This window comes from Fulvitalea axinellae (assembly GCF_036492835.1).
In the GTDB taxonomy this organism is placed as follows: Bacteria; Bacteroidota; Bacteroidia; order Cytophagales; family Cyclobacteriaceae; genus Fulvitalea; species Fulvitalea axinellae.
This window is the reverse complement of sequence record NZ_AP025314.1, coordinates 2,506,893-2,528,369: the sequence shown is the minus strand read 5'-3', so window position 1 is coordinate 2,528,369 and position 21,477 is coordinate 2,506,893. Positions and strand designations below refer to the sequence as shown.

Annotated in this window: 25 protein-coding genes; 10 read left to right on the top strand and 15 right to left on the bottom strand. The window is 47.7% G+C overall.

The features are described 5' to 3' along the window. Window positions 1–56: 56 nt before the first annotated feature. Both AABK39_RS09730 and AABK39_RS09725 read right to left on the bottom strand, forming a co-directional pair. On the bottom strand, window positions 57–299 hold the full coding sequence (locus tag AABK39_RS09730) for a DUF6952 family protein (RefSeq protein ID WP_338391142.1): 243 nt from the start codon (window positions 297–299) through the stop codon (window positions 57–59). Window positions 300–318: 19 nt separating this feature from the next. Then, window positions 319–633, bottom strand: a complete 315-nt coding sequence (locus AABK39_RS09725) for a thioredoxin family protein (RefSeq protein ID WP_338391141.1) — start codon at window positions 631–633, stop codon at window positions 319–321. A 129-nt stretch (window positions 634–762) separates the two neighbouring features. Here AABK39_RS09725 and trpF point away from each other — a divergent pair, with 129 nt between their 5' ends. Beyond that, a complete protein-coding gene (gene trpF / locus AABK39_RS09720) occupies window positions 763–1,371 on the top strand; it encodes a phosphoribosylanthranilate isomerase (RefSeq protein ID WP_338391140.1) in 609 nt (202 codons plus the stop codon). A 75-nt stretch (window positions 1,372–1,446) separates the two neighbouring features. Here the strand turns inward: trpF and AABK39_RS09715 are convergent, their stop codons facing one another. From AABK39_RS09715 to AABK39_RS09705, 3 genes are all read right to left on the bottom strand, one after another. Continuing rightward, complete coding sequence (locus AABK39_RS09715; protein WP_338391139.1) at window positions 1,447–1,686, bottom strand: hypothetical protein; 240 nt, start codon at window positions 1,684–1,686, stop codon at window positions 1,447–1,449. Window positions 1,687–1,843: 157 nt separating this feature from the next. Continuing rightward, window positions 1,844–2,830: a cytochrome-c peroxidase gene (locus AABK39_RS09710; RefSeq protein WP_338391138.1), complete on the bottom strand. Its 987-nt coding sequence runs from the start codon at window positions 2,828–2,830 to the stop codon at window positions 1,844–1,846. A gap of 12 nt (window positions 2,831–2,842) precedes the next feature. After that, the gene (locus tag AABK39_RS09705; protein WP_338391137.1) at window positions 2,843–3,610 is read right to left on the bottom strand and encodes an MbnP family protein; all 768 of its coding nucleotides are present in this window, start codon (window positions 3,608–3,610) and stop codon (window positions 2,843–2,845) included. A gap of 514 nt (window positions 3,611–4,124) precedes the next feature. Between AABK39_RS09705 and AABK39_RS09700 the strand changes: the two genes are divergently transcribed. The 3 genes from AABK39_RS09700 (at window position 4,125) to AABK39_RS09690 (ending at window position 6,783) form a co-directional block, all read left to right on the top strand. Further along, a complete protein-coding gene (locus AABK39_RS09700; RefSeq protein WP_338391136.1) occupies window positions 4,125–4,358 on the top strand; it encodes a hypothetical protein in 234 nt (77 codons plus the stop codon). Between the two features lie 77 nt (window positions 4,359–4,435). Next, a complete protein-coding gene (locus AABK39_RS09695; protein WP_338391135.1) occupies window positions 4,436–5,608 on the top strand; it encodes a lipase family protein in 1,173 nt (390 codons plus the stop codon). Window positions 5,609–5,664: 56 nt separating this feature from the next. Further along, window positions 5,665–6,783 carry an IS4 family transposase gene (locus tag AABK39_RS09690; RefSeq protein WP_338391134.1) on the top strand — a complete coding sequence of 373 codons (1,119 nt, stop codon included), beginning with the start codon at window positions 5,665–5,667 and terminating at the stop codon, window positions 6,781–6,783. 22 nt (window positions 6,784–6,805) lie between these two features. On the opposite strand, the gene AABK39_RS09685 is transcribed toward AABK39_RS09690, so the two are convergent. Further along, the gene (locus AABK39_RS09685) at window positions 6,806–7,921 is read right to left on the bottom strand and encodes a metallophosphoesterase family protein (protein ID WP_338391133.1); all 1,116 of its coding nucleotides are present in this window, start codon (window positions 7,919–7,921) and stop codon (window positions 6,806–6,808) included. A 232-nt stretch (window positions 7,922–8,153) separates the two neighbouring features. Here AABK39_RS09685 and AABK39_RS09680 point away from each other — a divergent pair, with 232 nt between their 5' ends. Next, window positions 8,154–9,122, top strand: coding sequence for an inositol polyphosphate kinase family protein (locus tag AABK39_RS09680; protein WP_338391132.1), 969 nt, complete (start codon window positions 8,154–8,156; stop codon window positions 9,120–9,122). Between the two features lie 13 nt (window positions 9,123–9,135). Here AABK39_RS09680 and moaA read toward each other — a convergent pair whose 3' ends face one another. Genes moaA through AABK39_RS09635 form a run of 9 tightly spaced genes read right to left on the bottom strand, consistent with a single transcriptional unit; the run spans window position 9,136 to window position 15,761 of the window. Then, entirely contained in the window at window positions 9,136–10,143 is a 1,008-nt protein-coding gene (gene moaA, locus AABK39_RS09675) for a GTP 3',8-cyclase MoaA (RefSeq protein WP_338391131.1), read from the bottom strand. Further along, the gene (gene moaCB / locus AABK39_RS09670; RefSeq protein WP_338391130.1) at window positions 10,143–11,054 is read right to left on the bottom strand and encodes a bifunctional molybdenum cofactor biosynthesis protein MoaC/MoaB; all 912 of its coding nucleotides are present in this window, start codon (window positions 11,052–11,054) and stop codon (window positions 10,143–10,145) included. The genes moaA and moaCB overlap by 1 nt, the downstream gene beginning before the upstream one ends. Window positions 11,055–11,097: 43 nt before the next feature. After that, window positions 11,098–11,541, bottom strand: coding sequence for a molybdenum cofactor biosynthesis protein MoaE (locus tag AABK39_RS09665; protein ID WP_338391129.1), 444 nt, complete (start codon window positions 11,539–11,541; stop codon window positions 11,098–11,100). 1 nt (window position 11,542) lies between these two features. Then, window positions 11,543–12,616: a HesA/MoeB/ThiF family protein gene (locus AABK39_RS09660; protein ID WP_338391128.1), complete on the bottom strand. Its 1,074-nt coding sequence runs from the start codon at window positions 12,614–12,616 to the stop codon at window positions 11,543–11,545. Window positions 12,617–12,639: 23 nt separating this feature from the next. Beyond that, on the bottom strand, window positions 12,640–12,873 hold the full coding sequence (locus AABK39_RS09655) for a MoaD/ThiS family protein (RefSeq protein ID WP_338391127.1): 234 nt from the start codon (window positions 12,871–12,873) through the stop codon (window positions 12,640–12,642). Further along, complete coding sequence (mobA, locus tag AABK39_RS09650; RefSeq protein ID WP_338391126.1) at window positions 12,857–13,435, bottom strand: molybdenum cofactor guanylyltransferase; 579 nt, start codon at window positions 13,433–13,435, stop codon at window positions 12,857–12,859. Before mobA ends, AABK39_RS09655 begins: the two co-directional genes overlap by 17 nt. A gap of 6 nt (window positions 13,436–13,441) precedes the next feature. Further along, the gene (locus tag AABK39_RS09645) at window positions 13,442–14,185 is read right to left on the bottom strand and encodes a sulfite exporter TauE/SafE family protein (RefSeq protein WP_338391125.1); all 744 of its coding nucleotides are present in this window, start codon (window positions 14,183–14,185) and stop codon (window positions 13,442–13,444) included. Further along, complete coding sequence (locus AABK39_RS09640) at window positions 14,182–14,520, bottom strand: winged helix-turn-helix domain-containing protein (RefSeq protein WP_338391124.1); 339 nt, start codon at window positions 14,518–14,520, stop codon at window positions 14,182–14,184. Before AABK39_RS09640 ends, AABK39_RS09645 begins: the two co-directional genes overlap by 4 nt. A gap of 56 nt (window positions 14,521–14,576) precedes the next feature. Beyond that, window positions 14,577–15,761: a molybdopterin molybdotransferase MoeA gene (locus AABK39_RS09635; RefSeq protein WP_338391123.1), complete on the bottom strand. Its 1,185-nt coding sequence runs from the start codon at window positions 15,759–15,761 to the stop codon at window positions 14,577–14,579. A 597-nt stretch (window positions 15,762–16,358) separates the two neighbouring features. Here AABK39_RS09635 and AABK39_RS09630 point away from each other — a divergent pair. The 5 genes from AABK39_RS09630 (at window position 16,359) to AABK39_RS09610 (ending at window position 21,399) form a co-directional block, all read left to right on the top strand. After that, complete coding sequence (locus AABK39_RS09630) at window positions 16,359–16,598, top strand: chaperone NapD (RefSeq protein ID WP_338391122.1); 240 nt, start codon at window positions 16,359–16,361, stop codon at window positions 16,596–16,598. Further along, window positions 16,591–18,945: a molybdopterin-dependent oxidoreductase gene (locus AABK39_RS09625; protein WP_338391121.1), complete on the top strand. Its 2,355-nt coding sequence runs from the start codon at window positions 16,591–16,593 to the stop codon at window positions 18,943–18,945. Before AABK39_RS09630 ends, AABK39_RS09625 begins: the two co-directional genes overlap by 8 nt. A 1-nt stretch (window position 18,946) precedes the next feature. Continuing rightward, window positions 18,947–19,633 carry a hypothetical protein gene (locus AABK39_RS09620; protein WP_338391120.1) on the top strand — a complete coding sequence of 229 codons (687 nt, stop codon included), beginning with the start codon at window positions 18,947–18,949 and terminating at the stop codon, window positions 19,631–19,633. Then, the gene (locus AABK39_RS09615; protein ID WP_338391119.1) at window positions 19,626–20,270 is read left to right on the top strand and encodes a hypothetical protein; all 645 of its coding nucleotides are present in this window, start codon (window positions 19,626–19,628) and stop codon (window positions 20,268–20,270) included. Before AABK39_RS09620 ends, AABK39_RS09615 begins: the two co-directional genes overlap by 8 nt. An 85-nt stretch (window positions 20,271–20,355) precedes the next feature. After that, complete coding sequence (locus AABK39_RS09610) at window positions 20,356–21,399, top strand: 4Fe-4S dicluster domain-containing protein (RefSeq protein WP_338391118.1); 1,044 nt, start codon at window positions 20,356–20,358, stop codon at window positions 21,397–21,399. The last annotated feature ends 78 nt before the right edge of the window (window positions 21,400–21,477 follow it).

Below are 21,477 nucleotides of genomic sequence, written 5' to 3'. Positions count from 1 at the left end.
AAAGGGCGTTGCGGGTTCTCTCCGTAACGCCCTTTGTATTTTGAAGAAGGGGAAAATCAGCTGATTGACCCTCTTACCATTCCCGTATATTCCCTCAGTGCCACTTTAAACTCCACTTTTCCGTCCCTCATTCTTTCGAGAATCCAAGCCGCCGCCAAAGCGTGTGTCAACTGCTCGCCTTCGTCATCTCCAGGAACTTCTATATTGGGAGTCGATTCGTTTTCCAAAGCTTCCGCCGCATCATTGAGTTGCGCCTCGGTATAGCTTTCGACCAATTTTTTTATCGCTGGTATTTTCATAGACCGGCATATTCAGGATTTAAATTTCACCTAACAACTCCACCAAGCGCTCTTCTTTACTTGTAGCTTCGGCGGCGATCGTTTTTCCGGAGTTAAAAGTCGCTATAAAAGGCAGATTGGTCACCCCTACCGCACGACGAGCCTCAGGGTTTTTCTCGGCGTCCACTTCGGCAAAAACAACGCCTTGAAAGCGCTCATCTTCCGAAAGACGCTTAAACTTCGGTTTCAATAAGCGACAACTTCCGCACCAGCCCGCAAAAAATTTCACGATCACTTTGTCATTTCCCTCAATCGTTTCTTTGAAATCAGCGTCGGTAATTGTGATAACAGCCATTCTGTATTAATTTTGGTTTAGTTCGTTTCTTATTTAGTTCAACAGCTTAAAGTACGCTAAATACTAAACAAAGGATACCGCCCTTTGGGCATTTTATTTTTCGATCAAGAGATAAGAATTTCTAATAATATGCTAAAAACTCTCGTGAAAGTAAGCGGGGTGAACAACCTCAGCGACGCCCGGTATTGCTCGGGTATGATGGTGGAATGGATCGGTTTCAATATTGAACAGGGAAGTTCGGGAAGCCTTACGCCCAAAGAATTCAAGGAAATCACCGATTGGGTGGCGGGAGTCAAGTTGGTGGGCGAATTTAACGCCGCCACTGCCGAGGATATTTCGGCTACGCTCAAAGACTTCAACGTGGACGCTATCCAGTTCAACCAAGCGGAACAAGCCCAAGAACTGTCGGAAACGGGCAAAACCCTAATCTTCCGCCTCGACCGTAGCACTACGGACCCAAGGCAAACGGAAGAGATTCTCGACTCCGTAGCCGAATACGCCGATTACGTACTTATCGAAAGCTCTGGCGACGAATGCGCAACATTACCCGATTTCTCGGAAATTCCGGAAGGCATTAAAGTATTGTTGGGTGACGGCGTGTCGGAGAAAAACGTCGAAAGCCTGTTGGCTGGAAATTGCGTTGTGGGAATCTCTATCAAAGGAGGCGACGAGATTAAGCCCGGTTACAAAGACTTCGACGAGATGGCGTCGATACTGGAAAAACTGGAAGAGGATTGATTGACCCTTTCACGCAAAAGCTCATGAAGCCTGCCTCATGAGCTTTTGCCACTAAGGTCCCTAAAAAATGCGTGGTCAGCCATAGAACGGTTGGCGTTTTTTCTGATGATTTAAAAAGTTACCCGAAATATTGTTTATGACGAAGTCACGGATGAACGATCTCTTTTTCTTCTTATTGTTGAAATCGATCTGCCGGTCGTACTTCACTTTCCGGTAACAGCCACCGTATCTTTGCTTTCCCCAACCATTGGGAACCCTGGCCTCTTCCCGGTCAGGCATTCCGCTGAAATAATCTTTGTTGAACCTTACTGTCATAAATTTATCGTTTGATTGTTAATGTCCATGCTTTAGGCACAAGCATTTTCCTTATAGCACAAAATGTGTCCTATAGACTTAAGACGCAAAGCGATAAGTGTAAGGTTTCAATCTTGAGTAACTTTTTTTGTAAAAACCAAGAAACTTTTCGCTTTTTTTATTCTTTTAACGACTCATCCGTCAATGTTTTTAGGAAAGCCACCAAATCTTTTTTCTCTTGTTCCGTAAGGGAAATTCCCCCTTCATGGCTCATCATCGGGTCGGTCATTTCCGTAAACTTCACGCCCGAACTATAAAACTCAACAACCTCTTCCAATGTAGCGAATCTTCCGTCATGCATATAAGGGGCCGTCAGCTCGATATTTCTCAAAGTCGGCGTCTTGAATTTACCCATATCCGAAGCGTTTCCTGTAACCAGAAAACGGCCTTGGTCCAGCCCTAACCATTCGTCGTCCAGTCCAGTATTATGGAAATCATTGTCCATAAACAAAAACGAGCCGTGACAGTGAAAGCAATCCCCTTCTTCGGAATTGAACAACGCCCAGCCGTTGGCTTCCGACGACGTAAAAGCGTACCCAGGCTCTTTACGCATTATTTTATCAAATTTCGAATCAGACGAGGTCAATGTCCTAACATAGTTGGCTATGGCATATGCCAAGTGTTTTTCCGTTATCTGGGAATCCCCGTAAACCTCGGCAAGCAACTTTTTATACTTCTCCTTTCCCGTAATTCTCCCAGGGTCAGCCTTGAAAAAATCCTTCACCTCAAACAGCATAACATCCTCTAGCGTTCCCTCTACCTGTCCCTGCCAAAGGAACACATCCTGCCAAGCCAGATTCATATGCGACATAACGTTCAGGGGCCCTTCCTGCACAGATGTAAAAGCCTTGTCGGCATGGTGGCAACCGGCACACGAACGTCCTTCTCCCGTTCCGTCCAAATCGGTATCCGCATATAGCATTTTACCCAATTGGACGCTTTGTTCCGTTATCGGATTAAAATCGGGAACCACAAACTCCTGCGGGAAATTCCCAGGTAAGTTTGGCTCAAAAGGTGTCAATTCGCTGTTGTTGTTTTCGCTTTCGCAAGCGGAAAGACACATCAGAAAAAGACCCAGAAGTGATACTGAAATATTTCGTCTCATCTTTTTCATCAATTATTCGGCTATTTTCAACTCAAAAACATCGTGGCCGTTTTCCTTAAGAAAACGTTGCGCCTCAAGATTATTCATGATAGCTTTTCCAAAATAATCAAACGAATATAGATTTGGTGACTCGTACCATTTCTCCACATTCATCACCAATTCCAAATCGCCCCCCCCTTTTGGCATTTCCAAATTCACCCTAAAAAAATGGGAAGTCAGGGTATCATCTTTTTTCAACCTTCCCGTGTGGGTATTATAAGGTTTATTCTGACCGTCAGAACTTTTGTAACGCCCTTCTATCTTCATATAATGATAACCTCCCCCCATGGGCATAGGCCAAATCATTTTCTGGTCATCGCTGTTAAAAGGTCTGCCCAAACCATTTTCGGTATTTCGCTCGTCATCTAATCCGAAAGTAAACGCCACCTTGGTCACAGGATCATTCAACTGAACCTGCGGAAAGGATCTGGCTTTTAACGTTTCCGCCTTGTTTATATCAATATAAAGCACAGTATCTAAATTACTCACATTTCCCGACGAGGTGGTAAACGAGAAATCAGAAACATAATATTTCAGGTTTTCCACCTCAAAAGCCTCCCCCTTCTTGTTTTCATACTCCATGCTTCCTTTTTTGAGTTGCCTTCCGTTGGCTTTGTGTGAAAATTTCACACTCAACCCTTCGTTAGCGTCCTCATCTGAAGACGAACATGCTCCTAACCCCGCCAACAAACCGGCGAAAACAAAAAATAAGTATGCGAACAGCAATCTTTTTACCTTCATTTGTCCAAAATTTATCCCCGAAAAAAAAGTCTCTTTAATGAATCGCCATTACGACGTTTTTACTCGCTCAAAAGTGAACGTACCTTTAATCCATTGCATAATACACCTATTTCAGATTACGGATATTGATCAGATCCGTTTCACAATTTGTTTCATCCAGAGCTTCATTTAAATATCTCTGTATTTAACTTTCCCACCAAACTTTTTAACGTCCTTTACACCAAATCGCACCAATCTATAACACATTATTATTGAGAAAAATCTTTTCGCCCACACCCTATCGCACTTTATCCCTCTTTTTAACCGTTTAAACGAGAAAACTCATCATTCACACGAGTACAGAGGTTACCAAAAGGGCGAAACTGTTGCGAAAACGAACAAAACAATTATGAAAAAGTGTACTATAATCGGACACTTTTACTCTCAAGAAAAACACTAATCACCTAAAAATCAACCAGTTAAATATATTGGCACGTGAATGGGATATCCTTTAGTGTCACAAACATCATTTGCCATGAAGATCACACGTTCAAAAACCCAATTAACACTTTTAGGCCTGGTCACCGCCGTTGCGGTCATCGCACTGCAATTTCCCAGTATGAGCGCCACCAGTTCCCCTGTAAAGACCAAGATCGAGAAGCCTACCGAAATCAGCATTTCGCCAAAACAAATGCTTAGCGAGCATGCTGGAAGCCTAAATATCCGCAAGCTTCTTTCGAGCAAAGGGATATTGCCAATCTTCTTTTGATTAGCAATATTCCTTCCCATTCAGCCTAATTTCAGCGAACATCTTTACTTTTTATAAAGTTGTGCCTGTAAAAGGCTATGATAAAAATTCTACACCGCCTTCTGGCGCCCTCCTACACACAAGACACTTCCCTTTCCAATTCGCTTTCGGGTGATATTGGCCATAGGGCCACGATAAAGGCCCGATACTCCAGAACAGGACTAAAACTCCTACTGAACCTCAGCTCAATGCGCCGGCTTAAAAAATTCGTCGGCAACGGAATCAGGATCTACCGACTGGAATACCCAACCACTTATAAAGGACACAAAGTCACCGCGTCAGGGTTGGTCTGCATACCCGAAAAACAAACCCCTTCGGCAATAATCTGCGCTTTACGAAGCACAATCCTCGCACACAAACTAGCTCCAAGCGAAGTTCGTCCCTTTTACGGCCTTGAACTCTACGCCGCCGCCGGCTACATCACGTTTATACCCGACATGCTCGGCTTCGGAAGTTCCAAACACCTTATCAGCCCTTATCATAATCACGAACACGCAGCGTCCACTGTTATCGACATGATCAAAGCGGGCTTGGGGTTCCTTAACAGCCAACAATTCCATTTCAAAAAAGACCTTTACATAATGGGGTATTCCGAGGGCGGATATTCGGCTTTGGCGACCCAAAGAGCCTTGGAACACCGTCCCATCCAAGGACTAAAGCTGAAGGCCGTCGCCGCTGGAGCCGGAGCCTATAACATCCCGGAAACAATGTCATTGATATTTGACAAACACGGGCACAGCAATCCGAGCCTTATCGCCTATATGCTCTATGCTTACAAACACATGTACGAATGGAATCACAGTTTCGAACAAATATTCAAAGCTCCTTACTCCAATTTGGTACATAAGGCCTTTAATGGCCAAAGGTCAATAGACCAAGCGAACGAATTGCTTCACACACGGTTTGACAGGCTATTTCACAACGACTTTCTCACTCTGCTTAAAAACCCAAAATTAGCCGATTTTTCACATTCGTTTGTCCAAAACAGCTTACACGATTGGCTTCCGTTAACACCAGTAAAACTATACCACAGCAAAGCGGACCAAACCATTCCCTATACAGATTCCGTTAGCACTTACGAAACGATGAAGCTTAACGGCGCCAGAAATTTAAGCCTAAATTTCACCAAACCGCTCACGCATGGAGAAGCGGTATTCGATATGGCCGAAGAGACCTTCGCTTGGTTCGGAGCGATAGATAATGCAATGTAACTTGAGTTCACAGTACATGACAAAAAATGGCTTTCCGAATCATTGCGTAATTTTGAGTGACCAAACTTAAACCCGCAAAACGATTGGAAAGCCAGTTCGAATATACAAAACTACAGACCTTAATTACCAGTGAACCCGAGTTAAAGAAACTGAATAAGGCCCGACTAAAACTGCTTTGTTACCTGATAACCTCGTTGATCAAAGTCCAAAAGGTTGGTTTCAGACACCTTTCGGAAGGATACGATTCGGGAGCTACGGTGACGTCCAACATGAGGAGGATTCAGCGTTTCTTTGCCAAATTCGAATTTCCGGAAGAGGGCTTTTCCCGGCTTATCATCAGGATGATTCCCGTCAAAGGGAAATACCGGATCGCCATTGACCGGACCAACTGGAAGTTCGGGAAAAGGAACATCAACTTGCTGTTTCTCTGCGTTGTATACAAAGGCGTGGGTATTCCGTTGATATGGAAAGTGCTTGGGGACAAGAAGGGGAATTCGAGCACGGCCGAACGAAAAGGTCTTCTCGGGAAGTTTATCGAATGGTTCGGTGCGGATATGATCGAACGCATTACCGCTGACCGGGAATTTATCGGCGAAGAATGGTGGGAATTCCTGCTGGAACACGGGATCCCTTTTTATATCCGCATCAAGGAAAACGCGTTAATAGGGTTGCATGGCGGAAGATTCGTAAACGCCAGGCGATTGTTTGCGCCCCATAAGCTGAAAGTCGCCTATTTTCATCCGACTTCCGTGACGATCACCAAGGTGAAGGTGTATGTTTCGGGAATGAAGTACATCGAGAACGGAAAGCTCGAATACTTGATCCTCGCGTCTCCGAAAAACACTCGGGAAAGCTTAGAAATCTACCGTGAACGCTGGCAGATAGAAACCATGTTCAGGGGCTTCAAAAGTGCGGGCTTCAACCTTGAGGATACGCATTTACAAGATTACGAAAGGATAAACAAGTTGCTGTGTGTCATAGCAATAGCGTTTATCTGGTCGTATAATATCGGGATTTTCAAACACGAAGAGGAGGAGCCGATCAAAATCAAAAAACACGGGAGAAGGGCGAAAAGCTTTTTCTCGTACGGCCTTGAGGAAATAGCCCACGCTCTGATTAATAAGGTCGAAACGAAGATCGAGAGATTATCAGGGCTATTTTTGTCATGTACTTAGACTTGAGTTACAGACCCTCACTTTACAAATTGCTAAACGGATATTTATTCTTTGACCAAGTCAAGGTTACTGAATCACGTATTGTAGTTGGATTATCCGGCGCGGCGCCCCAAGTCGGATCAGGCAAATCCCAACCTTTCGTAATCAGCTCGGCTCTTCCACTATTATAAACCCGAATCAATGAATAACCGTAAAATCTCGGCGTATCCTTGCCACTATATGTTCCGCCTTGGCCAGCGATTATCTCGTACGTTCCATTACCCTCGGGTTGCCACCGTTGGTATTTATGTTGATGCGCCGTCAACAAAGCCGTAACCCGTTGCTCAACCATTGTCGGCCAGACTTTCGGGCCGTCCGGAAAACCGCTATGAAGCGTATCATAAGCTCCGTCAACATAATACGGACGATGCCCCATTGTAAAAACCCGCTTGACCGCCGGCGAAGAAGCTAACCGACGAACTTCGGCATTTACCCAATCCTCGGGCACTTGGCCTTCCTTACCAAACTTTTCTCCAGGCGCCGGAGCGTTGTAGGTATCGGTATTCATCACCACAAAAGCAATACTATCCCTCACAAAAGAAAACGTGGCGCCGTTAATCACGGAATCAAACGGCACACGGTTTCGATCCTTTGGCATATATGGAGACATATGTTTTAGCCAATCTTCCGTTGCGCCTTTCAGCGGAAATTCGTTATGTGTAGCCTCATCGTAAAACAGCATTTCGTGATTTCCGGGGATAGCCACCATTTCGATTCCCGACTTGGCAATTCCGCTGAATTCGGCATCTTCGTATTGAGCTACCCAAGCCGACAATTGTGTATTCAATGCGGTAGTGTCCTTTTCGCCCAATACCAAATCGCCCATAAAAAATAGCAGGTCCGGCTTTTTTTCCATCGCCGTAAGCTCCCTGAAAATCCTCTTTAGAGCGGGAACGTTCGCTTTCGATGCATTTGATTTCTTACGGTCACTATACGCAATTCGATTACACCCGATAAAAGCAAAGCTCAGTCTTACCGAATCCGAATCCGCAATCAATTCAGTGTTGCCAGCCTGTTTTTGTTGACGGGGAGTACAAGCAAATACAGCTCCTATAAGCAAAGCAAAGGATACCCAGACAATTCGTTTTAATATTTTCATAAACAATAAAGTGAAGTTAAAGAAGGTAGGGTTCGTGTCGGTTTAATTCGAAGAGAAAGAACCGACAGCCTAAACTAGCATTATTCCGACCAAAGAAATCTGTCGCGTATGATTTTCCTTCTTGTCTGACTTTTTCAGACATACCTTGCTCCATCAATTTCAACAATTGTAATTTTTCGATGTTATCCTTCCGTCACAACCCCACTTTTACAGCGGTTAGGAAACATAAAACATGTTTAAAAACTCCCGAAATACAAAATCACCACCTAAAAGAGCAAGCACCTCTTCGTCAGGAACTTCACAACACGTTGACCGCAGGCCTGAATTTGCCTTACAAGCCAAGTGGTCAGGAATGATGCGGGACAGAACCATCCAAATGGCTGGGCATAAAGCCGACTTTTTGAAATTGAGGAAAAGAATTGTCAAAAGAGTGGATCCGATCGAAGCCGATCAATACAGGCGTTTTTTGGAAATGGGAAGGCAACCTTCCCCTATTCAGCCGAAGATTCCGGCATTTGCCGGCCCGTTCGGGAGTATTGACGAGTTAAAGCAAGCAATCGAACCTTCGAAACACGAAGATATTGACAAAGCTTGGCCAAAAGAAAAGCCCGGATATCACTACGTTATTTTAGACGATGTTACCGGAGGACACGAAGGGGCGAAATTGCACGACTTAAAGATAGGAACGAAAACCGCCAGTTATACAGAACAACGAATCAATCAAAAACGCTGGGTTCCCACCGCTTTGGCCAAAGCTTTTATGCACCAAATCATTATGGACCCTTGGGTAAGCGATCAGTTCGGTTTTCGGGACGAAGATTCTCACAAGCAAAAAAAATGGGGAAAGAAAGGCAATCTTTCTCAGGTGAAAATGACCGTTTCCAGCATGTCCGTCCAGAGTTGCAGCAGGGTATTGGATGATGTGCAAGACATTTTGGAATGGGCCAGAACCTCCCCAACAGTTTACGTTGGTTCCAGTATTCTTATTGTCGCCAACGACATCAAACCCGAACTGAGCAGGGCCGTCCTCATCGACTTCGCCCATCCGATAAGCGAAGAAATGGGCTTCCCGAAATCTAAAGTGGACAAATACCGGGAAGCTATGCTCAAAGGTTTCGAGACCATACGCAGGGAGCTGGTAAACCGTGTTCTAGGCGCCTATGACGAAAGCGAGGACGAAGACGGTTTCGTTCATATATAGCTGAAAGATTTTCTTACCCTCCTATCGCCACCATAGTCCTGTTTTGGCTATGCAACTTCGGCTCTTTCAGCTTTTCAAGCGTATTCATGCCTCCACGCACCTTCGCTTTTTCCCAAACCATATTCTCGATAATCGGACTTATATCCTTTCCTTCCCGATAAGACGTCAACAAGTCCGTTTCTCCGGCGGAAAAGAGACAATTTTTCATCCGTCCATTAGCCGTAAGGCGCAAACGGTTACATGTTCCGCAAAAAGGATTTGACACGGAACTGATTACGGCAAAAGACCCGTTGTAACCTTTTATCTTATAGTTTTTCGAAGTGTCATTCTTAGCGTCTTCCATCCGGACAATATCCTGTTGCGGAAAAACATTCGAAACATTGAGCAAGATATCCTCAAGGGAAACAAGTTTATCCAGTTTCCAACGGTTTCCGTCAAAAGGCATAAACTCTATAAAACGAACATTGACGGGCAACTCTTTTCCCAAATTGACAAAATCGACAATCTCGTTATCATTAAAACCTTTGATCAGAACGACATTGATTTTCACGTTGAATTCGTTTTCCGCCAACAGACGAATGTTGGAATACACTTTATCGAAAAAATCTCTTCTGGTGATTTTTCCGAATTTCACGGGATCCAAAGAGTCCAAACTGACATTGATATTACGGATGGAACACGCCTTGAACACATCTATAAACCTGTCCGCCAGAACAGCATTAGTCGTGATTGCAAGCTCGACAGGCAAGGTCGATAGCTTTTCCATAATAATGCGGGCGTCCTTTCGCACCAACGGCTCCCCTCCAGTGAGACGGATTTTGGTAACACCATGATCCACAAACGTTTTGGCTATACCATAAATCTCGTCATAAGTCATGATATGCGATTTGGGAGTCAGCTGAATCCCTTCCTCGGGCATACAATAGGTGCACCGCAAGTTACAACGGTCCGTAAGCGAAATCCGCAAATAACGGTGCTCTCTGCCATACGAGTCTGTCAATATGTTCCGCTTCCCTTCCATCAGTCGTGTCTGGCCCCCTTGAAGATTCTGAAAATGTGCAACAATGGCGGAAATACCGCCTCCATCGATTCTTTGGCCCCCATTGTGGACCCCGGAAGCGCCAGTACCAGCGTCTCTCCCATCGTTCCCGCAACACTTCTGGAAAGCATCGAATACGGTGTCCTCCCCTGTCCATGGCTCCGTATAGCCTCTTCAATTCCCGGAATTTCCCTGTCAAGCAAAGGTTTTAGAGCCTCGGGGGTGACATCCCGCTCTGAAAGTCCCGTACCACCAGTATAAATCACGAGGTCGATACCCTGTTCTTGGTAAGCCTTCGCCTTTTGCTGAATAATATCCTTTTCGTCCGGAATGACAATATAATCGACAATCTGAACTTGGCATTCTTCCAACTTCTTGACTATCGCTTTGCCCGCTCGATCTTCTTTTTTGCCCGCCGAAATACTGTCAGAGCAAACGATCACCGCCGCTCGGATATCTTTGCGGTAACGGTCTTTAAAATCGGACTTTCCGCCTTTCTTCGAAACCAGCTTAATATGATGAATTTCGACTCCCTTGTCTATCGGCTTCAACATATCGTACATGTTCAAAGCCACCACGCTGGCCCCGTGCATAGCCTCCACCTCCACACCGGTTTTGTAGATCGTTTTTATAGTACAGGTGACCGTAATTTCCAGACCGTCAATCTCATATTCGATACCCGTGAATTCTATAGGCAACGGGTGGCAATCGGGAAGCAAGTCCGGTGTCTTTTTGACTCCAAGCAAGCCGGCCGCCTTGCTCATCGCGAAAACGTCACCTTTAGGAACGGTCCCTTCCTTTATCGCCCGAATGGTTTCGGGTTTGCTGACTTGTACTACCGCCTGAGCCGTGGCGATTCTCAAAGTATTCGTTTTATGCGTAATATCGACCATATGGTTTCGTTCTGCTTTGAATATTGACTGACTGAAAAATTCCTTAACTATTAACTTTCCACTGATGGCTATCGTCACCAAAAATCTCTTTTCCGAAAACCGGAACGTGCTTCTTGATTTCCTCCACGATGAATTCCTTTGCCCTGAAAGCTTCTTTTCGGTGTGATGAGGATACAAAAACGAAAAGACAGAGTTCGCCGGCTTTCACCTTCCCGAGACTATGGTAGATATGCGAACAAGTCAGGTCAAACTTCTCAAAAGCCTCCTCCCTGATTTCGTGGAACTTCTTGTTCGCCATTTCCTCATGGGCGGTGTACTCAATTGCGCTCACCGTTTTGTCACCTACCTTATCCGCACGTATCTGTCCCAAAAAAATATCATGGGCTCCTATTGTTGTTTTCGCCTGATGCTTAGCAATCGACTCGCCGATAAACGTCGCCGAAATCGGCCCTTGGACAAACGAGTTTTTGATTTTCTTTCCTTTCATCTCAGTTAATTTCTTCGGCTAAAATTTCATTAAGCTCGGTCGCGCCCTCTTTCAAACTATAGCAATCACCGATTCCCAGTTTATGCGAAAGTGTCACCGCCTCTTGGCTTCTTGCTCCAGACTGACAGAAAAAGACGATGGTCTTCCCCGTTTCTATTTCTCCGGAATTCATTTCCAGTTCCCTCAAAGGGATAGATATATGGTCCAGCCCAGATACCGCCGGCAACTCATACGGTTCGCGAACATCGACAAACAATACATCCGACATCTCTATCGCTTGGTCTAGGGTTACGGTTGGGACATCAAAAGAACACGACTCCATAGTCTCCGAAGAATGGTCACCTAACGAGACTCTCTCTTTTTCGGCGAGATCGGTTCGTTGCACTTTCATGGTCACGGACTGGTTTGTCAATGCGTTATAACAAAGTAATTTCCCTGACAGTGTACTCCCTATTCCCAAAATGAGCTTAAGCACTTCGTTGGCCTGCATGCTCCCGATAATACCCGGAAGCACACCCAAAACTCCAATATCGGAACAGTTCGGCACCGCCCCTCGGCTTGGCGGTTCGGGAAACAGACAACGATAGCTAGGTCCGCCATCATGGTTAAAGACAGCCACTTGACCTTCGAATTTATAAATGGCACCGTATACCAAAGGTTTTCCGGTAAGCACCGAAACATCATTTATTAAGTAACGCGTGGCGAAATTGTCTGTCCCGTCGATGACGATATCATAATGACTGAAAAACAACGTGGCGTTGTCAACCGTCAGCTTTTCGGGATAAGCGTTGATCCTAATTGTCCCGTTCAAGTCGGTGAGGCGTTCCTTGGCCGCCATTGCCTTGTTTTGTCCCAACGAACCGCTTCCGTACAACACCTGGCGTTGCAGGTTGGATTCGTCCACGGTATCATGGTCCACTATACCGACTGTCCCTACGCCTGCGGCGCAGAGGTATTGCAAAATCGGGCACCCGAGCCCGCCAGCTCCGATAACGAGCACTTTTGCTTCGGAAAGTTTGTTTTGGCCTTCCGGGCCTATTTCCGGCAACATCGTATGTCTGCTGTATCTGCTCATAGCGTGATTTTTAGGTCAGCATATCAACCTCCGGAAAATGGAGGCAACAAGGCTAATTCACCGGAGGCGAGAGTCGAATCCATAGGCACAATCTCATTGTTTTGGGCCACTTGGAAATCTTTCCCTTCCAAAGCCGGATACTTTCCGTAAAGCGATTCCAAAAGTTCCCGAACCGTTTTTACCGAAACGTCAACCGACTCCTCGTCGCAACCCGTAACTTCGGCCAGCATTCCGAAATATCTAATCGTTATTTTCATCGCTAATTTCCTTAAGGTCGTCAGGAGTGTTGATGTTGGCGACAGTTATCGCGAACCTCTCTTCCAAAACGACTGTTTCTGTCCTAGATTGTAAAGCAAGTGTCCTCAGACGTCTCTGTCCGCTTTCTAAAAGCTCAAGGCATTTCTTTTCGCAGCGCTTCTTGTACATGGCCAACATAGGCATCGTTTTTCCGTCATAGGCCAATTGAACTATGTCCGTATCGTCAGCAACCCGATCCATTAGCATGCGTAATACCTCTGTATTTACCATAGGCACATCGCAACTCAGTACGATATTGTCCTCCGTTTCCGAATAATGAAGACCTGTATACAGCCCGGCCAACGGCCCGGCGTCCCTAATCAAATCCTCCGCACGCTTACATCCAAAGGCATCATATTCCGGTTTGTCCGAAACGATTATGATATCATCAACCAATGGCGCCAAAACGTCGATGATACGTTGCACAAACGTCTTTCCTTCAATGCGGATCAGACCTTTGTCCCTGCCCATTCTTGAGCTTTTTCCGCCCGCCAGAATAATTCCCGTCCGTTGTTTTTCCATATGCGCTTATACCAAAAACAGTTTAATACAGGCCAAGGCCAACACAAACGCCAACACATGACGCAAACGCAGGTTATCGAGTTTCTTACTGCCCACATATCCGCCGAAGTATCCGCCAAAGACAGCGAACAAGACAAACAAAAACGCCTGCGACGACAATGTAACCCCGCCCGCAATCTGCCCGACCATCCCCGAAGCGGAGTTAACCCAGATAAACATTGCGGAAACGGCGGCGGCCTCTTTCACTCCACCCCAACGGAAGAGCAATATCACGGGACTAAGGATAATCCCTCCGCCTATTCCGATAAGGCCCGAAAAAAAGCCGATCGCCCCTCCCACAACCAAACCTTGCCAAACTTTCACATCCCTTGTATTCCCCTTGACGCCCTTAAACACGTTAAGCATTTTCAGGATGGCGAAAACCAACAGAACCGCCAAAATCCTTTTGTACAACGTGGCGTCCAGCTCTACCATTCCGCCCAAAAAGGCCATCGGGACAGATGCCACGGAAAATGACAGGAATAATTTCTTATTGAAATGGCCTTCTTTATAATAATGGAAAAACGAAACACCGGCCACAAACAGATTGAGCAACAGGGCCGTGGGCTTCATCACCTCCGGTGAAAAAGAAAACAGCGCCATTAAAGCCAAATATCCGCTGGCTCCGCCGTGCCCAACGCTGGAATACAGAAACGCCACTACAGGCAACAACAGTACAAACGCCCAATTCGCCTCCAAATCCCAAATCATAGGCTCTCGATCTTGGTCACTTGCCTGTCAAGGTGGCGCCAACAACTTTTATTAATCTTATCAAAAGTTGCCACGAGCTCTCTTCCGTAATCGGTAAGAGTCGCTCCGCCACCGCCTTTTCCTCCGATACTCATGCTGATCACGGGCATTTTCGCCGATTTATTGATGGCGTCAATCAGCGTCCAGGCCTTTTTGTACGACATCCCCATAGCCTTCGCCCCCTTCGACAGAGAACCGGTCTTCTCTATTTCCTTGATTAGGCGTACCCGTCCCTCTCCCAACAGCACGTTGTCGTCAACCTCGATCCAGACACGGCTTTTTATCCTGTATTTCATATTTTTCCGTTTTAGCCTTTTCTCCAAAAAATATTTTGATGCCTTAGCGGTTCAGTTTACCCCGGCAAACGAAAAACTTCCACCTTATCACCAACCTCCACACGCAATTGTTCCGCCGGAACGAGCGCCAATGCGTTTGCCAAGGCAAAAGTCTGAAGCATAGCCGAACTTTGGCCTTCTAACAGTCTGACTTTCCCTCCTTCCGCATACGCTTTGAGAAACTGCGGACGATCTCCTTTTTTGACAAAACCGTTCGCCGCTTCCATCGTCACGCTTTCCAAGCGGAAGTCCCGCAACCCCGATATTCTTTCCAATGCGGGGTAAACGTATATGTAAAAGCAGGTCAAAGCCGCCGCCGGATTACCCGGCAAAGCAAACACCGCCGTACTGCCTTTACTTCCGAAAAACAACGGTTTGCCCGGCTTCTGTTTCACTTTATAGAAATGTTCCTTTACACCCAAAGTGTTGAGCGCCTTACCCACATAGTCATAGTCCCCAACAGAAATTCCTCCCGAAGCGATCACCACATCATAGCGGTCTATCATTTCGTCCAGCAACCTGACAGTCGCCCCATAATCGTCAGGCACTTTGCTTACCGCTACGTTTTCGTAGCCCAGAGATTCCAGCGCTACCGCAAGCATCACGGAATTGCTTTCGTAAACTTTCCCCGTTCCCAGAAGCTCCCCGGGCTCGGCCAATTCGTTGCCTGTAGTCACTATCGCTACCGAGGGTTTTTTGAAAACCTCCACCTCAGCCACTCCCAATGAAGCCAAAAAGCCAATCGCGGCGGGTGTCAGAAGAGTCCCTTTTTTCAAGGCCACCTCACCCGCCTTCACTTGTTCTCCCACCGGCCGGATGTTGTCCCCTTCTTTCATGGGCCCCGAAACCTTTATGGTTCCTTTGTCGGTCACTGCCACTCTTTCCTGCATCACTACCGCATTCGCCGAAACGGAAACCGGAGCCCCCGTAAAGATCCGAAAAGCCTGCCCCGGCTTCAGCTCAGGACAGTGAGAATCACCCGCTTTCACCACTTCGTCGAGCAAAACATACTCGTCGTTATCATGCAGAAAAACAGCGTATCCATCCATGGCGGATTGCCGAAAAGGAGGCATACTTATGCTTGATTCGACATTTTGACATATCACTTTACCAACGGCATTTTTCAATTTTTCAACCGTTCGGTCGCCAGTAACCCCGACATGCTTTTCGATCAACGATATTGCCTCTTTTATAGTCACCATAATCACTCACCGTTATGTATTTGCGAATATAACGACAGGGAATCATCTTGAATTATGACTTCAATCACAAACTTTTATGTGTAATTGTTATGAATAACAAAACATGACAAAAGTCATTCTTTAGCTTCAAAAAGAAGTTGACATTAGCACAACACCAAGAATAAGAGCATTTTACCGGATAAACACTGAAATTGATTGTACTATCCGTATAAATCACTCTTGGAAAACGGGTAAAAACACATATATAACCAGCTTGGCCCCTATAGAATATCCAAATCTATAGACTTCAAAAAATCAGGCCACTTGGCTATAGACTAATACCAGAAAAACACTAAAATAACATTACCACAGAAGGTAAAATTATAAAACCTTATTTGAAATATAACAAGGATGGAATCGTACGCTCAAATTTTCCGTACGCTCGGTCCAGCTCCTTTCCCAGAACGGGTTCGGCCATATGAATACTTGGAAATATTGGCGCTACGTCTACGTTTTACAAACGAAACATCACGTGACTGACATATTAATGGGATCCGCATTAAAAAACGGAAACTCATATGAAGAAGCCACGAACCCAAACCATTAAAGCAAACTGCCATGCCGATTAAAAGCTATCTCGCCCATCCCCATTCAGGACAGAAAGAAACGCTTATTCAGGCGCTTCAAAACATTCGCGAATGCGAAGTCATACCGGCAAAAAACGAGGATCTCCTGATTGTCGTGACCGAAACGGAAAATAAAGATCAAGAAGAAAAACTAACGCAACGGATGGAGGCTTTGGCGGGCATGAAATTGCTGGCCATGGTTTCCGGTTTCGATACACAAAAAAATGACTGAGGATATGCACAACCATACTACTAGCAGACGAAATTTCCTGAAAAAGCTGGCGATAATGTCGGCCATGACGGCGGCTTCGACCATGTTTCCGGGCATCATGTTCGCCGAAGAGCAAGAGAAAGGCCTGCCCAAAGGCGGTAAGATGGACTGGAAGAAGGCCCCCTGCCGTTTCTGCGGCGTGGGTTGCGGCGTATTGGTAGGCGTAGAGGAAGGCAAGGCCGTGGCCGTGAAGGGCGACCCGAAATCGCCGGTGAACAAAGGCCTCTGCTGCGTGAAGGGCTACCACTCGGTGATGGCGCTGTACGGCAAAGACCGTCTCACCAAGCCTTTGGTCAAGAAAAACGGTAAATATGTCGAGACTTCGATGGACGAGGCCCTGGACTTGATCGCTTCGAAGATGAAGACCACGATCAAAGACTACGGCAAAGACTCCGTTTCCATCTACGGCTCGGGCCAGTGGACTATTCCAGACGGCTATGTGGCCTCGAAACTTTTCAAAGGCTGTATCGGAACCAACAACGTCGAGGCCAACGCCCGTCTGTGTATGGCCAGCGCCGTGACCGGATTCCTTACTTCCTTCGGCGCAGACGAACCGATGGGTTGCTATGACGACATCGACCACGCCGACGTATTCATCCTCTGGGGCAACAACATGGCGGAAATGCACCCCGTACTTTTCTCCCGCCTTTTGGACCAGCGCCTCAAACGCGGCGTAAAAATCATCGACTTCGCCACGCGTACCACACGTACCAGTATGGCCGCCGACAAGTCGATACTTTTCCTTCCGCAAACGGATTTGGCCGTTGCCAACGCCATCTGTTACGAGATCATCAAGAACGATTGGGTAAACAAAGACTTCGTTGAGCAGCACTGCAACTTCAACAAAGGCCTTACGAATATGGGCTACGGTCTTGAGGACAAATACAAGTTCAAAGACAAGCCCGAGAAGATCGATTTCGAAGCTTATAAGAAATTCCTAGAAGACTATACGCCTGAGAAGGTTGAGAAGATTTCCGGCGTTTCGGCGAAGGACATCAAATATATGGCCTCGTTCTACGGCGATCCGAACAAGAAAGTGATGTCGTTGTGGTGCATGGGCATGAACCAGCACTCGCGCGGTACGTGGATCAACAACTTGGTCTACAACATCCACCTGCTTACGGGCAAGATTTCCGAGCCTGGCAACAGCCCGTTTTCACTCACAGGCCAACCGAGTGCCTGCGGTACGGTGAGGGAAGTGGGTACGCTTACGCACAAACTCCCGCACGGCGTGGTGATGAAGAAAGAACACCGCGAGTTCGCAGCCAAAATCTGGGACGTGCCGGCCGAGAATATCCCATCGAAGCCGACCTATCATACCGTGGAGATGTTCCGCGCGCTTGATCGAGGCGATATCCGCTTTATGTGGATTCAGGTGACCAACCCGATGGTGACCATGCCGAAGCTGAAGCGCTACCGCGACGCGGCCAAGAAAGAAGGACGCTTCATCGTCGTTTCGGATATCTACCCGACACCGACTACGGACATTGCCGACGTGATCCTACCATCGGCCATGTGGATCGAGCGCGAGGGTATGTTCGGTAACTCCGAGCGCCGTACGCAGTACTTCGAGCAGATGGTCAACCCTCCGGGAGAAGCCATGAGCGACACTTGGCAGATTGTGGAAGTGGCCAAACGTATGGGCTTCGAAAAGCAATTCTATTATAAGAAAGATACGCACGTAGAGGAGATCTACAACGAATACCGCCGTCACCACGACAACAAGAAGCACAACATGGCGCCGCTTGCGGTCTTGAAAAAGAACCCGGGCATGCAGTGGCCATACGTGGACGGCAAGCCGACCAAATGGCGTTTCAACTCGGAGTATGATCCGGCTTGTTCCAACGGAAAGAAATTCCACTTCTACGGCAAGCCCGACGGTAAAGCCGTCATCTGGCAGCGTCCTTACGAGCCTGCCGCCGAGGAGCCGGACAAGGACTTCCCGTTCTGGTTGAACACCGGCCGTGTGGTGGAGCACTGGCATACGGGATCTATGACGCGCCGTATTCCGGTATTGCACAAGGCCATGCCGAAAGGTTATGTGGAGCTTAATCCGGGCGACGCCAAGCGCATGCAGATCAAAACCGGCGACTTGGTGAAATTGACCACCCGTCGTGGCGAGATCATCATGCCGGCCTCGGTCAACGAGCGCGGCGTGCCGGCGCCGATGCAGGTGTTCGTGCCGTTCTTCGACGAGAAGATGCTCATCAATGACATCACGCTCGACTCGTTCTGCCCGATCTCGAAAGAGCCGGACTATAAGAAATGCGCCGTCCAAGTGGAGAAAGTAAGAGGAAAACAAGCGTAATATGAAAAGACTAGGAATCATATCATTATTCGCGCTGCTTTTCATAGGCTTTGTCACCGTGCTCGACTCCACCATCAGGTCGAGCATGGATGAGGCCAACGTTCCGCTGAAAGTCAGCTCGGTCAAGTCGATCCCTTCCGAAGAGGGCGTCTTCAAGCGCTCCAACCTCGGCAAGCGATACCTTGACATGCCCGTCGACGAGACGCATCAACGTTCGCTCAAGACGTATTACGACAACCGCGCCTACCATGGCGCGCCGCCCAGCATACCGCATCCGGTCAAGAGTGAGCGGAGCATGGGAGGCAAAGACTGTCTGAAATGCCACCAGGACGGAGGCTTCGTAGCCAAATACAAGGCCTACGCCCCCGTGACGCCGCACCCCGAGATGGCCAACTGCCGTCAGTGCCACGTGCCGCAGCAGACGAACAAGGTTTTCAAACAGACGAAATTCCATAAGGTACCGGCGCCGAAGGCTGGCGTGAACAACGCCCTGCCGGGTAGCCCGCCGGCTATTCCGCATCAGATCCAGATGCGTGAAAACTGCCTTTCTTGTCATGCCGGCCCTGCCGCGCCGAAGGAGATCCGCGTTTCGCACCCGGACCGTTCGAATTGCCGCCAGTGCCACGTCGTGAACAACAAGGAAGTGACGGATATCGGAAATTTCATTAGAAGCAAGAACAATGAATAGACATAGCCTGAAAATATTCGTTCCCGTTGCGCTGTTTGCCTTGACGCTGTTCTCATGCGGGCATCATGACGACCACGGTGGCGTACTCAGAAAAATCGAGGCCGGAAGCAAGGACTACAAGGGCGTGTCGGTCTCTTCGGAAAAACACTTGGGCGATACCAAGATGATCCAGATCACGGAGGGCGACCAAACTTTCCTGATTCCGGAACGCAAGAGCCAGATCCGCTCATACGCTTGTACCGAATGCCATACCAAGCCCATAGCCGAGCTTCATAAGATAGGCAAGGCCAAGGGTAAGAACGGCGAAGCCAAGAACGCCCACTGGGACATCAGCCTCAAGCACGCCGACGCCAACACCATGAACTGCGCCACATGCCATGACGGCCAGGACATGAACCAGCTCAAGAGCTTGACGGGCAAGAAAATCGACTTCAACAAAAGCTACCGCGCCTGCGCGCAGTGCCACACCAAGCAGTTTCAGGATTGGAAAGGTGGCGCGCACGGAAAACGCATAGGTGGTTGGGCGCCGCCGCGGGCATCAAAGACCTGCGTCAACTGCCATAACCCGCACAAGCCGCATTTCGAATCGAGATGGCCGGCGAGGTTCAATACCCAGAAGGTCAAAGAACGAAAATGATGTACGTGGGGACCTTGCGTGCAGGGCCCCTGCATCACACATGAATTCTTTGCCGGTTTGAAAATCAAACGAAACGAACTGAAGTATGAGTAGCGATAAAAAAAGTTGGTTCTCTCTGGGATTTGGAAAGAAAGCCGCTCCTGAAAAGGAAGCCCTTTCCGACGCCGAGCTCGAGGCCAAGCGAAAAGATACATTCGACCAAGTATTCAACAAGAAGATAGACCGCAGGTCGTCGCTCAAGGCTTTGACCGCGAGCCTGATGGCCGGAGCGGGAGCCGTCAACACGAGTTGCAACCCCGTAGCCAGCGACAAGGCCAAGGAAAAGGCTGAGATCGATTGGGAAGAGCAGTTCAAAGGCAACTACCGCCTGATGACCGAGGAGGAAAAACAAGCCACCGTCGATCGTCTGGTGCGTTCTTATGAACTCCGTACGGGCAAGACCATCAACATGTCCAGCAAGGGCCCCGAGGAAGACGTGCTTTTCGGTTACGCCTTCAACATCTCGAAATGCCAAGGCTACATGGACTGCGTGAACGCCTGCGTGGAGGAGAACAACCAGGACAGGAACTCGCAGATGCAGTACATCCGGATCCACGAGATGAAGGACGGCAACGGCCTGAACTTCGGCGAGTCGGACGACAACTACTACCACGAGGTGCCGGCCAAAGGCCATTTCTACATGGGCACGCAGTGTTTCCATTGCGAAAACGCCCCATGCGTGGAGGTATGTCCTACTCAGGCCACTTGGCAGGAGAAAGACGGCATCGTGGTGGTCGATTATGACTGGTGCGTGGGCTGTCGTTACTGCATGGCCGCCTGCCCGTACGACGGACGCCGCTTCAACTGGAGCAAGCCCGAAGTACCAGAAGAGGAAGTCAACAAAAACCAGCATTACCTCGGTAACCGCATGCGCAAGAAAGGCGTGATGGAGAAGTGCACCTTCTGCATCCAGCGCTCGCGCGACGGCAAGAACCCCGCCTGCGTGGAGGCCTGCCCGACCGGCGCGCGTATCTTCGGAAACCTGCTCGACCCGAACAGCACCATCCGCTGGGTACTCGAAAACAAAAAGGTGTTCCGCCTTAAGGAAGACCTCGGCACCGAGCCAAAGTTCTGGTATTTTATGGACTGATGGTATTAGGTATACGGTATTAAGTATTAGGTAAATAGATCACGTAATTAAATGAAAATCAAAAACGCAGAGACATGG

Coding starts and splice junctions, on each gene's coding strand:
- AABK39_RS09730 (WP_338391142.1), bottom strand. CDS start 299: ATGAAAATACCAGCGATAAAAAAATTGGTCGAAAGCTATACCGAGGCG.
- AABK39_RS09725 (WP_338391141.1), bottom strand. CDS start 633: ATGGCTGTTATCACAATTACCGACGCTGATTTCAAAGAAACGATTGAG.
- trpF (WP_338391140.1), top strand. CDS start 763: ATGCTAAAAACTCTCGTGAAAGTAAGCGGGGTGAACAACCTCAGCGAC.
- AABK39_RS09715 (WP_338391139.1), bottom strand. CDS start 1,686: ATGACAGTAAGGTTCAACAAAGATTATTTCAGCGGAATGCCTGACCGG.
- AABK39_RS09710 (WP_338391138.1), bottom strand. CDS start 2,830: ATGAGACGAAATATTTCAGTATCACTTCTGGGTCTTTTTCTGATGTGT.
- AABK39_RS09705 (WP_338391137.1), bottom strand. CDS start 3,610: ATGAAGGTAAAAAGATTGCTGTTCGCATACTTATTTTTTGTTTTCGCC.
- AABK39_RS09700 (WP_338391136.1), top strand. CDS start 4,125: ATGAAGATCACACGTTCAAAAACCCAATTAACACTTTTAGGCCTGGTC.
- AABK39_RS09695 (WP_338391135.1), top strand. CDS start 4,436: ATGATAAAAATTCTACACCGCCTTCTGGCGCCCTCCTACACACAAGAC.
- AABK39_RS09685 (WP_338391133.1), bottom strand. CDS start 7,921: ATGAAAATATTAAAACGAATTGTCTGGGTATCCTTTGCTTTGCTTATA.
- AABK39_RS09680 (WP_338391132.1), top strand. CDS start 8,154: ATGTTTAAAAACTCCCGAAATACAAAATCACCACCTAAAAGAGCAAGC.
- moaA (WP_338391131.1), bottom strand. CDS start 10,143: ATGGAAGGGAAGCGGAACATATTGACAGACTCGTATGGCAGAGAGCAC.
- moaCB (WP_338391130.1), bottom strand. CDS start 11,054: ATGGTCGATATTACGCATAAAACGAATACTTTGAGAATCGCCACGGCT.
- AABK39_RS09665 (WP_338391129.1), bottom strand. CDS start 11,541: ATGAAAGGAAAGAAAATCAAAAACTCGTTTGTCCAAGGGCCGATTTCG.
- AABK39_RS09660 (WP_338391128.1), bottom strand. CDS start 12,616: ATGAGCAGATACAGCAGACATACGATGTTGCCGGAAATAGGCCCGGAA.
- AABK39_RS09655 (WP_338391127.1), bottom strand. CDS start 12,873: ATGAAAATAACGATTAGATATTTCGGAATGCTGGCCGAAGTTACGGGT.
- mobA (WP_338391126.1), bottom strand. CDS start 13,435: ATGGAAAAACAACGGACGGGAATTATTCTGGCGGGCGGAAAAAGCTCA.
- AABK39_RS09645 (WP_338391125.1), bottom strand. CDS start 14,185: ATGATTTGGGATTTGGAGGCGAATTGGGCGTTTGTACTGTTGTTGCCT.
- AABK39_RS09640 (WP_338391124.1), bottom strand. CDS start 14,520: ATGAAATACAGGATAAAAAGCCGTGTCTGGATCGAGGTTGACGACAAC.
- AABK39_RS09635 (WP_338391123.1), bottom strand. CDS start 15,761: ATGGTGACTATAAAAGAGGCAATATCGTTGATCGAAAAGCATGTCGGG.
- AABK39_RS09630 (WP_338391122.1), top strand. CDS start 16,359: ATGCCGATTAAAAGCTATCTCGCCCATCCCCATTCAGGACAGAAAGAA.
- AABK39_RS09625 (WP_338391121.1), top strand. CDS start 16,591: ATGACTGAGGATATGCACAACCATACTACTAGCAGACGAAATTTCCTG.
- AABK39_RS09620 (WP_338391120.1), top strand. CDS start 18,947: ATGAAAAGACTAGGAATCATATCATTATTCGCGCTGCTTTTCATAGGC.
- AABK39_RS09615 (WP_338391119.1), top strand. CDS start 19,626: ATGAATAGACATAGCCTGAAAATATTCGTTCCCGTTGCGCTGTTTGCC.
- AABK39_RS09610 (WP_338391118.1), top strand. CDS start 20,356: ATGAGTAGCGATAAAAAAAGTTGGTTCTCTCTGGGATTTGGAAAGAAA.